This window comes from Pseudomonas sp. PDM02 (assembly GCF_014852285.1).
Classification (GTDB): domain Bacteria; phylum Pseudomonadota; class Gammaproteobacteria; order Pseudomonadales; family Pseudomonadaceae; genus Aquipseudomonas; species Aquipseudomonas migulae.
This window is the reverse complement of sequence record NZ_JACVBL010000001.1, coordinates 504,164-516,117: the sequence shown is the minus strand read 5'-3', so window position 1 is coordinate 516,117 and position 11,954 is coordinate 504,164. Positions and strand designations below refer to the sequence as shown.

Below are 11,954 nucleotides of genomic sequence, written 5' to 3'. Positions count from 1 at the left end.
ACATGTCCTCCACGACCGGCAAAGGCAAAGCGATTTTTCGCGTTGTCAGCGGCAACTTTCTCGAGATGTTCGATTTCATGGTCTACGGCTTTTACGCCACAGCCATCGCCAAAACCTTCTTCCCCACCGACAGCGCTTTCGCTTCTCTGATGCTGTCGCTGGCCACCTTCGGTGCCGGTTTCCTGATGCGCCCGTTGGGGGCGATTTTCCTCGGCGCCTACATCGACCGGCATGGCCGCCGCAAAGGCTTGATCATCACCCTCGCGATGATGGCGGCCGGCACGGTGCTGATTGCCTGCGTGCCGGGTTACGCCACGCTGGGCGTGGCCGCGCCGCTGATCGTGCTGTTCGGCCGACTGCTGCAAGGCTTCTCTGCCGGCGTGGAACTGGGCGGTGTGTCGGTGTATCTCGCGGAGATTTCCACACCGGGGCGCAAAGGGTTCTTCGTCAGTTGGCAGTCTGCCAGTCAGCAAGCGGCGGTGGTGTTTGCCGGCCTGCTGGGGGTGGGTTTGAACCACTGGCTCAGCCCGGAAGAAATGGGTGAATGGGGGTGGCGCGTGCCGTTCCTGATCGGCTGCATGATCGTGCCGGTGATCTTCGTGATTCGCCGTTCGCTGGAAGAAACGCCTGAGTTCCAGGCACGAAAACACCGCCCTACCCTGCGGGAAATCGTCCACTCGATCGGTCAGAACTTTGGCATTGTCATCGCCGGCATGGCGTTGGTGGTGATGACCACGGTGTCGTTCTACCTGATCACCGCCTACACCCCGACCTTCGGCAAGGCCGAACTGCACCTGTCTGATCTGGATGCGTTGCTGGTGACGGTCTGTATCGGCCTGTCGAACTTTTTCTGGCTGCCGGTGATGGGTGCTGTGTCCGACAGGATCGGGCGAAAACCCCTGCTTCTCGCGGCGACCATTCTGGCGATTCTCACCGCTTACCCGGCCCTGTCGTGGCTGGTGGCAAACCCGAGCTTCAGCCATTTGCTGATCGTCGAGTTGTGGTTGTCATTCCTGTATGGCTCGTACAACGGCGCCATGGTCGTGGCGCTGACCGAGATCATGCCAGTGGAAGTTCGTACGACCGGCTTCTCTCTGGCCTACAGCCTGGCGACGGCAACCTTCGGCGGGTTTACGCCGGCAGCCTGTACGTACCTGATTCATGTGCTGGATAACAAGGCTGCGCCGGGGATCTGGCTCAGCGGCGCGGCAGTGCTGGGGTTGATTGCGACGCTGGTGTTGTTCCGTGGTAACCGGCATGAGTTGCGGACGGCGCAGGCGGCGGTGGTTGGCGGCGTCTGACAGACCGCTTTCGCGGGCAAGCCTCGCTCCTACATTGGATCTGTGTCGCTCACAAGCCCCCTGTGGGAGCTAGCCTGCTAGCGATGAGGCCCGACCTGGCGAGACGGCTCAAAAGCCCCCACAAACAAAAACGCCCCGACCAAAGTCGGGGCGTTTTCATGTGCAGCTAAGGCTTAGCGCGGGAATGCTGGCGGGTTTACACCGGCCATGTCTTCCATCACGCGAACCACCTGGCAGCTGTAACCGAATTCGTTGTCGTACCAAACGTACAGAACAACGCGGTTGTCTTGGGTGATGGTTGCTTCAGCGTCCACAACGCCTGCGTGGCGCGAGCCAACGAAGTCGGTGGAAACTACTTCCTGCGAATTGACGAAGTCGATTTGCTTGTGCAGATCGGAGTGCAGCGCCATGTAGCGCAGGTACTCGTTCATCTCTTCACGGGTGGCGGCTTTCTCAAGGTTCAGGTTGAGAATGGCCATCGACACGTTTGGCGTCGGAACACGGATCGCGTTACCGGTCAGCTTGCCAGCCAGCTCAGGCAAAGCCTTGGCAGCAGCGGTGGCAGCACCGGTCTCGGTGATTACCATGTTCAACGCGGCGCTACGGCCACGGCGATCGCCCTTGTGGAAGTTGTCGATCAGGTTCTGGTCGTTGGTGTACGAGTGAACCGTTTCAACGTGACCATTGACGATGCCGAACTTGTCGTTGACAGCCTTCAGCACCGGCACGATGGCGTTGGTGGTGCAGGAAGCAGCCGAAACGATCTTGTCGTCAGCGGTGATTTCGCCGTGGTTGATGCCGTGAACGATATTCTTCAGCTTGCCTTTGCCAGGCGCGGTCAGAACAACGCGGTCGATACCCGGGCACGCCAGGTGCTGACCCAGGCCATCGGCGTCACGCCATACACCGGTGTTGTCCACCAGCAGCGCGTCTTTGATGCCGTACTGGGTGTAATCCACTTCAGTCGGGTTCTTCGCGTAGATAACCTGGATCAGGTTGCCGTTGGCGGTGATGGTGTTGTTTTCTTCATCGATGGTAATGGTGCCGTTGAACGAACCATGTACCGAATCGCGGCGCAGCAGGCTGGCGCGCTTGGTCAGGTCGTTCTCGGCGCCCTTGCGCACCACGATGGCACGCAGACGCAGGCCGTCGCCGCCACCGGTTTTTTCGATCAGGATGCGCGCCAGCAGACGGCCGATACGACCGAAGCCGTACAGCACAACGTCGGTGCCTTTGCGAGCGGAGGCGTTTTGCTGGCCAACCACTTCAGCCATTTCTTCACGGACGAACTGCTCGGCAGTACGGCCATTGCCTTCGACGCGGAATTTGTACGCCAACTTGCCCAAATCTACCGAAGCCGCGCCGAGCTTGAGCTCGCTCATGGCTTTCAGCAGAGGGAATGTTTCGTGGACGGAGAGTTCGCTATCGTCGGAAGAACGATGGCGAGCAAAGCGGTGAGCTTTGAGAATCGCGATGACAGACTGGTTGATCAGGCTGCGGCCATAGATCGAGCTCACCACGTTGTTATTGCGGTAGAGCTGACCGATAAGCGGAATCATCGCTTCTGCGAGTGCTTCACGGTCGATCCATTCACCAAGACACTGGTCGGGCTTCTGAGTCACGGGAACCTTCCACATGTAGGGGCAGAAAAAAGGGGCTACATTATGCCGCCGAGTGTCTCTCGTAGCAATGCGCGCCTGTCGTGCGATCCGTAACAATTTCTTCTTCAAAAAAATTACGCACCGCCGAAGCCCAGTAAAACCGCGGCTTTCAGCGAAGTCAATTTTTTGGAGACATCGCCGTCTTATCCGTAACCCTCCGTAACACTCAGTCGTTTTGCCACTACATAATCAGTAATTTTCAGCAAAAAACCGGCGTTTTTTGTCTTTACCACTACATTTCGCCAAACCTGCGTAATAGACACAGTCAGCAACTGACAGGCGGCACCCGGGGCCGCTACAATTACCGACTTTGTCGCAACGCTTGGAGCTCAACCTTCCGTGCCCGTTCTGCGTCTACCGCTTCTCCCTGCCGCGGCAGGTAAACAGCACTGGGGCAACCTGCCCGGTGCCGCCCTGAGCCTGGCCATTGCCGAGGCTGCCAGCGCTGCCAAGCGCTTTACCCTGCTACTGACCGCCGACAGCCAAAGTGCCGAGCGGCTGGAGCAGGAGCTGGGTTTCTTCGCCCCGGATTTGCCGGTGCTGCATTTCCCGGACTGGGAAACCCTGCCCTACGATCTGTTTTCGCCACACCAGGACATCATTTCCCAGCGCATCGCTGCTCTATATAGATTGCCGGAGTTGAGCCATGGCGTGCTGGTGGTGCCGATCACCACAGCCCTGCATCGCCTGGCGCCGACCAAATTCCTGCTCGGCAGCAGCCTGGTGCTGGACGTTGGCCAGAAGCTCGACGTCGAGCAAATGCGCACCCGGCTTGAGGCCAGCGGTTATCGCTACGTCGACACGGTGTACGAGCACGGCGAATTCACTGTCCGCGGCTCGCTGATCGATCTGTTCCCGATGGGCAGCAAACTGCCCTTCCGGATTGACCTGTTCGATGACGAAATCGAAACGCTGCGTACCTTCGATCCGGAAAACCAGCGCTCCATCGATAAAGTCGACACGGTCCGCTTGCTACCTGCACGGGAATTCCCGCTGCAGAAAGATGCGGTCACCCGTTTCAAGGCACGCTTCCGTGAGCGCTTCGATGTCGATTTCCGCCGCTGCCCGATCTTTCAGGATCTGAGCAGCGGGATTACACCGGCGGGTATCGAGTACTACCTGCCGCTGTTCTTCGACGAAACCTCGACCCTGTTCGATTACCTGCCCCAGGACACCCAGGTGTTTTCCCTGCCAGGCATCGAGCAGGCGGCGGAAAACTTCTGGAACGACGTGCGCAATCGTTATGAAGAGCGCCGTGTCGATCCGTCCCGTCCTTTATTACCGCCAGCCGAATTGTTCCTGCCGGTGGAGGACTGTTTTGCACGCCTGAAGAACTGGCCGCGCGTCGTCGCCAGTCAACAGGACGTTGAAACCGGTGTCGGCCGCGAGCGCTTCCCGGCGCGAGAACTGCCGAACCTGGCCATCGAAGCCAAAGCCACTCAACCGCTGGCCGCACTGGCCGGTTTCCTCGACGAGTTCCCGGGTCGCGTGCTGTTCACCGCCGAATCTGCGGGCCGTCGTGAAGTGCTGCTGGAACTGCTGGAACGCCTGAAGCTGCGACCGAAAACCGTCGACAGCTGGCCCGACTTTGTCGCGAGCAAGGAGCGCCTGGCGATCACCATCGCACCGCTCGACGAAGGCCTGGTGCTCGACGATCCGGCCCTGGCGCTGGTCGCCGAAAGTCCGTTGTTCGGTCAGCGCGTGATGCAGCGCCGTCGCCGTGAAAAACGCGCCGACGCCAACAACGACGCCGTGATCAAAAACCTCACCGAACTGCGCGAAGGCGCGCCGGTGGTGCACATCGATCACGGCGTTGGCCGCTATCTGGGCCTGGCGACGCTGGAAATCGACGATCAAGCCGCCGAGTTCCTGACCCTGCAATACGCAGAAGGCGCCAAACTGTACGTGCCGGTGGCCAACCTGCACCTGATCGCCCGCTACACCGGCAGCGACGACGCCCTGGCCCCATTGCACCGTCTCGGCTCGGAAACCTGGCAGAAAGCCAAACGCAAAGCCGCCGAACAGGTGCGCGATGTGGCGGCGGAATTGCTCGACATCTATGCCCGCCGCGCCGCTCGCGAAGGTTATGCCTTCGAAGATCCGAAAGCCGATTACGCCACTTTCAGCGCCGGGTTCCCGTTCGAAGAAACCCCGGACCAGCAAACCACCATCGAAGCCGTGCGCGCCGACATGCTCGCGCCAAAACCGATGGACCGCCTGGTCTGCGGCGATGTCGGTTTCGGCAAGACCGAAGTGGCGATGCGCGCAGCGTTCATTGCGGTGCACGGTGGTCGTCAGGTGGCGATCCTGGTGCCGACCACCCTGCTCGCCCAACAGCACTACAACAGTTTCCGCGACCGCTTTGCCGACTGGCCGGTGACTGTGGAAGTGATGAGCCGCTTCAAGTCGACCAAGGAAGTGAATGCCGCCGTCGCCGACCTTGCCGAAGGCAAGATCGACATCGTCATCGGCACGCACAAGTTGCTGCAAGACGACGTAAAAATCAAAAACCTCGGGCTGGTGATCATCGATGAAGAACACCGTTTCGGTGTCCGTCAGAAAGAACAGCTCAAGGCACTGCGCAGCGAAGTCGACATCCTCACGCTGACCGCCACGCCGATTCCGCGCACGCTGAACATGGCAGTGTCCGGCATGCGTGACCTGTCGATCATCGCGACACCGCCGGCCCGTCGCCTGTCGGTGCGGACGTTCGTCATGGAGCAGAACAAGAGCACGGTCAAAGAGGCGTTGCTGCGGGAGCTGCTGCGTGGCGGCCAGGTCTACTACCTGCACAACGACGTGAAGACCATCGAGAAATGCGCCGCCGACCTCGCCGAGCTGGTGCCGGAAGCGCGGATCGGCATCGGCCACGGGCAGATGCGCGAACGCGAACTCGAACAGGTGATGAGCGACTTCTACCACAAGCGCTTCAACGTGCTGATCGCCTCGACCATCATCGAGACCGGCATCGACGTGCCGAGCGCCAACACCATCATCATCGAGCGCGCCGACAAATTCGGCCTGGCGCAGTTGCACCAGTTGCGTGGCCGCGTCGGTCGCAGTCACCACCAGGCCTATGCTTATCTGCTGACACCGCCGCGCCAGCAAATCACCCCGGACGCAGAAAAGCGTCTGGAGGCGATCGCCAATACCCAGGACCTCGGCGCGGGCTTCGTGCTCGCCACCAACGACCTGGAAATCCGTGGCGCCGGCGAACTGCTGGGCGACGGCCAGAGCGGACAGATCCAGGCGGTCGGCTTCACCCTGTACATGGAGATGCTCGAGCGTGCGGTGAAGTCGATCCGCAAGGGCGAACAACCGAATCTCGATCAGCCTTTGGGCGGTGGCCCGGAAGTCAATTTGCGTGTTCCGGCGCTGATTCCCGAAGACTATCTGCCGGATGTCCACGCGCGGCTGATTCTCTACAAACGCATCGCCTCGGCCACCGATGAGGATGGTCTCAAGGACCTGCAAGTCGAGATGATCGACCGTTTCGGCCTGCTGCCGGAGCCGACCAAGAACCTGATGCGCATCACGGGGCTGAAGTTGCAAGCCGAAGTGCTGGGCATCAAAAAAGTCGACGGCGGCCCGCAAGGCGGCCGGATCGAGTTCGCGGCGCAGACACCGGTCGATCCGCTGACCCTGATCAAACTGATTCAGGGCCAGCCTAAACGCTACAAATTCGAAGGGGCCACGATGTTTAAATTCATGGTCCCGATGGAGCGCCCGGAAGAGCGCTTTAATACTGTAGAGGCATTGCTTGAATGCCTCATTCCGAAAACTGCTTGAAGGACGCCGCATGCGCCTGTTTCGTTTACTGACTTTGCTGACCACCCTGGTCGCCCCAACGGCGTTTGCCGATGACCTGTATCAGATCGAAATGATTCTGGTCCGGCAAAACGCTGTGCCCGCCATCGTCAGCCGCGCCGCGCCGGAAGACTGGGCCGCCGGCGCCCAGCAAATCCGCCCCGAGAGCCTGCGTACGCCGAGCCTGAATGGCGAAGTGGAAAAACTCACCGCCAGCAATGAATACACGGTGTTGCTGCACAAGGCCTGGCAGCAAAATCTCGGCGAAGAAGCCAGCAAAGTTGCGGTCAGCGACGGCAAGGAACAGTTTGGCCAGTTCCCGATCGAGGGCACGCTGAACCTGAAACTGGGGCGCTTCACCGACGTTGACGCCGACTTCTGGGTCAACCAGATCGACGCCAACGGCATGGTGACCGCCAGCGAACGCCTCAAACAAGAAAGCCACACCAAGAACGGCCAGTTGAACTTCCTCGACAACGGTCACCTCGGCCTGCTGATCAAGATCACCTCGCTCACCGCCCCTGCGCCTCGGCCAGTCCCCGAACAAATTCCGGACTGATTGAAGTCCCTATGCCCGCGACCCTGAGCAAACCCCTGGCACCTTCATGGGTCAGTCGATTCAAGGAACAAAGCCTGGAGCGCGGCCGCCGCTATGCGCTGGAGAACCGCGTCAGGATCGTGGAAGTCGGCGACGCAACCATTACTGCCGCGTGCGAAGGTTCTGGCGGTAACGTTTACCGTCAGACCATTCGCCTGCGCGAGTCAGCCAAAAGCACGCTGCTGATGGTCGATGCCACGTGTACATGCCCGGTCCGCAGCAACTGCAAACATTGCGCAGCCGTGCTGTTGAAGGTGCAGGAAACCCTCGCCTACCCCGCCGCCGCTCAAGACGCCGAATTGCTGGAAAAACTCCAGGCCGTACTGGAAAACCGCAGCCCGAAAGCACCGCCGCAAGTGCTGGTGGACAACGTGCAACCGGTGCCGCGCCTGTGGCTGGCGAGCATTGAGTTCAGCGCCTTCGAGCCGCGCAACGGCAAGATGCAGCGTTACATCCAGCATCGTGCTGCGTTGTCCTTCAGCTATCTGGATGAATACGTTTGCGGGCAGAAAAACGCCGACATCCTGATACGTCAGGAGGCACAGACATTACGGATAAAACGCCACCCGGAAGTCGAACAGGCCTACAGGGAACAGTTACGAATCCTCGGTTTCAAGATCGCCACCCGCCAAAGTAAAGCCTTGCCGGAAAGTGCCGGCGAACTCTATGAAATGGTCAATGACAGTGCCTGGCTGACCTTCACGCTCAATGAGTTGCCGAAGCTGCGCACTCAAGGCTGGGAGTTGCAGATCGACGAGGATTTCGGTTTCGACCTGACCGCCGTGGACGACTGGTACGCCACCGTCGAACAGGCGCCGGAGCGCGACTGGTTTGATCTGGAACTGGGGATCATCGTCAATGGCGAGCGGTTGAGTCTGCTGCCCATCCTGTTGAACCTGATGCGCTCCCACACCGAGATCCTCAACCCGGAACGCCTCGCACGGCGTCGCGACGATGAATTGATTTTGGTGAACATCCCCCATCGCCCGAACTCCGAGCATGGGCCGTTGCAAGTCGCTCTGCCCTTTGGCCGATTGAAACCGGTGCTGGCGACCCTCGGCGAGTTCTATCTGCAAGAGCCCGGCGAAACCACGCTGCGCCTGAGCAAGGCCGACGCGACGCGCCTGAATCCGCTGGAAGACCTGCCGCTGCTCTGGGAAGGTGGCGAACAGATGCGCAGCTTTGCCCAGCGTCTGCGGGACATCAAGGACTACACCGCGACAGCACCGGAAGGCTTGAACGCGACCTTGCGCCCCTATCAGCTGGAAGGCTTGAGCTGGATGCAGTCGCTGCGGCAACTGGAGGTTGGCGGGATTCTCGCGGATGACATGGGCCTGGGCAAAACCCTACAAACCCTGGCGCATGTTCTCAGTGAGAAAAACGCCGGGCGCCTCGATCGTCCGTGCATGGTGGTGATGCCCACCAGCCTGATTCCCAACTGGCTCGACGAAGCGGCGCACTTCACGCCGCAACTGAAAGTACTGGCACTGTACGGCGCCAGTCGTAAAAAGCATTTCGACAGTCTGGCCGATTACGACCTGATCCTGACCACCTACGCGCTGCTGCCCAAGGACGTCGAACGCCTGGCCGCACAGCCACTGCACGTGTTGGTGCTGGACGAAGCGCAATACATCAAGAACCCCAACAGCAAAGCCGCCCACGCCGCGCGCGAACTGAATGCACGCCAGCGTTTGTGCCTGAGCGGTACGCCACTGGAAAACCACCTGGGTGAGCTGTGGTCGCTGTTTCACTTCCTGCTGCCCGGCTGGCTCGGCGACGTGAAAAGCTTCAACCGCGATTACCGCGTGCCGATTGAAAAGCGCGCCAGCGAAGTACGACTTCAACACCTCAACGGCAGGATCAAACCGTTCCTGCTGCGCAGGACAAAAGAGCAGGTGGCGACGGAATTGCCGCCGAAAACTGAAATCATCCATTGGGTCGAACTCAACGAAGCCCAACGGGATGTGTACGAAACCATGCGTTTGGCGATGGACAAGAAAGTCCGCGACGAAATCACCCGCAAAGGCGTGGCACGCAGCCAGATCATCATCCTTGAGGCGTTGCTGAAGCTGCGTCAGGTCTGCTGCGACTTGCGCCTGGTCAACGACGCAGCCCTGCCGACGCGCGGAAGCACCTCGGGCAAGCTCGACAGCCTGATGGAAATGCTTGAGGAGTTGTTCGAGGAAGGCCGACGGATTTTGCTGTTTTCGCAGTTCACTTCGATGCTGGCGTTAATCGAGGTCGAACTGAAGAAGCGCGGCGTGGAGTATGCGTTGCTGACCGGGCAGACTCGCGACCGACGTTCCCCGGTGAAAGACTTCCAGAGCGGCAAACGTCAGATCTTTCTGATCAGCTTGAAGGCAGGCGGTGTTGGCTTGAACCTGACCGAAGCGGATACGGTGATTCACTACGACCCGTGGTGGAACCCTGCGACGGAAAACCAGGCGACTGACCGCGCGTATCGCATCGGCCAGGAGAAACCGGTGTTCGTTTACAAGATGATTGCCCGGGGCACGGTGGAAGAGAAAATTCAGCACCTGCAGAAGGAAAAATCCGACTTGGCAGCAGGCGTGCTGGATGGGCGCAAGGCTGGGGACTGGAAGTTGCAGAGTGATGATATTGAGGCGTTGTTTGCGCCGCTGCCGGAGAAGATCGATAAGTAGCGGTGGCAGTTGAATCGCTATCGCTGGCAAGCCAGCTCCTACAAGGGATAACTCGATACCTGTAGGAGCGAGCGGTGCGGCGACCCGACTTGCCCGCGAAGGGAGCGACTCGGCCTAAAGACTATCTCAGCCCTTCAACACCCGCGCCAACGTCGACTTCACCTTACCCATTCCGTCATGCAACGCCTGCTCGATCTCGGCCATGGTAATGACAGCCGTCGACTTGCCCGCCGCCGGGTTCACCACCAGCGCCAGGCACGCGTAATCCAGCGCCAGCTCACGTGCCAATGCCGCTTCCGGCATGCCGGTCATGCCGACGATGTCGCAACCGTCACGCTCCAGACGCGCAATTTCCGCCACCGTTTCCAGGCGCGGCCCCTGCGTGCAGGCATACACGCCATGACTGCTGTAGCCAACGCCTTCAGCTGCCAATGCCGCGATCAATTGCTCGCGCAGCGGTTCGCTGTAGGGATAGCTGAAGTCGATGTGGGTGACCTGTTCCAGGTCATCGGCAAAATAGGTGTGTTCGCGACCGCTGGTGTAATCGATCAGTTGATGCGGCACGCAGAAATGCCCGGTGCCCATCGCGGCATGAATCCCACCGACTGCGTTGACCGCAAGAATCGCTTCGGCGCCGGCCTGCTTAAGTGCCCAGAGGTTGGCGCGGTAGTTCACCTGATGCGGCGGGAAACGGTGCGGGTGACCGTGACGCGCGAGGAACAGCACTTCCTTGCCGGCGTACTCACCGATCTGCACCTCGGCCGAAGGCGTGCCGTAAGGGGTGTCCACCGCCAGTGACTGACGAATGCTCAGGCCTTCCAGTTGAGTCAGGCCGGTGCCACCGATAATCGCGTAAACCGTCATAACGTAAAGTCCTTATTCAATCAGTTGAGCGTCTTTGAGCGCACCAATGGCCGTCAGCCAGCGCGGGTCTTGACGGTATTCAGTGCTGGCATACGACTGGCCGCGCATCCGCGCAATGCGCTCGGACGGCTTGACCTTCAGACGCTGGGCGGCACTCAGCGCGAGCTCCGCAGCGGCGCGGTCGTTGCACACCAGGCCCATGTCGCAACCAGCGCTGAGCGCGGCTTCAATACGGCTGGCAGCATCGCCGACCACGTGAGCGCCGGCCATCGACAGGTCATCGCTGAAGATCACGCCGTCGAACTGCAACTCGCCGCGCAGGATGTCCTGCAACCAGCGGCGGGAGAAGCCGGCCGGCTGGGAATCGACTTGTGGATAAATGACATGGGCCGGCATGACGGCGGCCAGTTGCTTGCTCAATTTGGCAAACGGCACCAGGTCGTTGGCGCGGATCTCGTCGAGGCTGCGCTCGTCATTCGGGATCGCGACGTGGGAATCGGCCTCCGCCCAGCCGTGGCCGGGGAAGTGTTTACCGGTGGCGGCCATGCCGGCGCTGTTCATGCCACGGATAAATGCACCTGCCAGCAGCGCGGCGCGTTCCGGGTCACCTTCGAACGAACGGGTACCGACCACGGCGCTGCGCTGGTAATCCAGATCCAGCACCGGGGCAAAACTCAGGTCTAGGCCGACGGCCAACACTTCAGTCGCCATGATCCAGCCGCATTGCTCGGCCAGGTATTCGGCATTCGGGTTGTCGGCAATGGCGCGCATGGCCGGCAGTCGCACGAAGCCCTGGCGCAGGCGCTGCACCCGCCCGCCCTCCTGATCCACTGCCAGCAGCAGATCAGGTCGAACGGCGCGGATGGCGGCGCTCAGTTCGCGCACCTGACGCGGGTGTTCGATGTTGCGGGCAAAAATGATCAGGCCGCCCACTTCCGGTTGGCGTAACAATTGGCGATCTTCAGCCGTCAGCCAGGTACCGGCGACGTCCACCATCAACGAGCCTTGCAGGCCAGCAGTCATAGAGATTCCTTGATAACGATAAACCCGGCTCGCACGC

General features: G+C 60.3%; 7 protein-coding genes. 4 read left to right on the top strand and 3 right to left on the bottom strand.

Going from position 1 to position 11,954, the window contains the following annotated elements:
* Positions 1 to 2: 2 nt before the first annotated feature.
* The gene (locus tag IB245_RS02245) at positions 3 to 1,301 is read left to right on the top strand and encodes an MFS transporter (RefSeq protein ID WP_192226297.1); all 1,299 of its coding nucleotides are present in this window, start codon (positions 3 to 5) and stop codon (positions 1,299 to 1,301) included.
* Between the two features lie 173 nt (positions 1,302 to 1,474).
* Here the strand turns inward: IB245_RS02245 and IB245_RS02240 are convergent, their stop codons facing one another.
* On the bottom strand, positions 1,475 to 2,938 hold the full coding sequence (locus tag IB245_RS02240; protein ID WP_008028461.1) for a glyceraldehyde-3-phosphate dehydrogenase: 1,464 nt from the start codon (positions 2,936 to 2,938) through the stop codon (positions 1,475 to 1,477).
* Between the two features lie 363 nt (positions 2,939 to 3,301).
* Between IB245_RS02240 and mfd the strand changes: the two genes are divergently transcribed.
* From mfd to IB245_RS02225, 3 genes are read left to right on the top strand one after another with little or no spacing between them, the layout of a single operon-like run.
* Complete coding sequence (gene mfd / locus IB245_RS02235) at positions 3,302 to 6,751, top strand: transcription-repair coupling factor (protein WP_192226295.1); 3,450 nt, start codon at positions 3,302 to 3,304, stop codon at positions 6,749 to 6,751.
* A 10-nt stretch (positions 6,752 to 6,761) separates the two neighbouring features.
* Positions 6,762 to 7,328: a CsiV family protein gene (locus IB245_RS02230; RefSeq protein WP_008028464.1), complete on the top strand. Its 567-nt coding sequence runs from the start codon at positions 6,762 to 6,764 to the stop codon at positions 7,326 to 7,328.
* A gap of 11 nt (positions 7,329 to 7,339) precedes the next feature.
* Entirely contained in the window at positions 7,340 to 10,030 is a 2,691-nt protein-coding gene (locus tag IB245_RS02225; protein ID WP_192226293.1) for a DEAD/DEAH box helicase, read from the top strand.
* A gap of 126 nt (positions 10,031 to 10,156) precedes the next feature.
* Here the strand turns inward: IB245_RS02225 and IB245_RS02220 are convergent, their stop codons facing one another.
* Complete coding sequence (locus tag IB245_RS02220; protein WP_192226291.1) at positions 10,157 to 10,894, bottom strand: S-methyl-5'-thioinosine phosphorylase; 738 nt, start codon at positions 10,892 to 10,894, stop codon at positions 10,157 to 10,159.
* 12 nt (positions 10,895 to 10,906) lie between these two features.
* A complete protein-coding gene (nagZ, locus tag IB245_RS02215) occupies positions 10,907 to 11,917 on the bottom strand; it encodes a beta-N-acetylhexosaminidase (RefSeq protein ID WP_008028471.1) in 1,011 nt (336 codons plus the stop codon).
* Positions 11,918 to 11,954 lie beyond the last annotated feature (37 nt).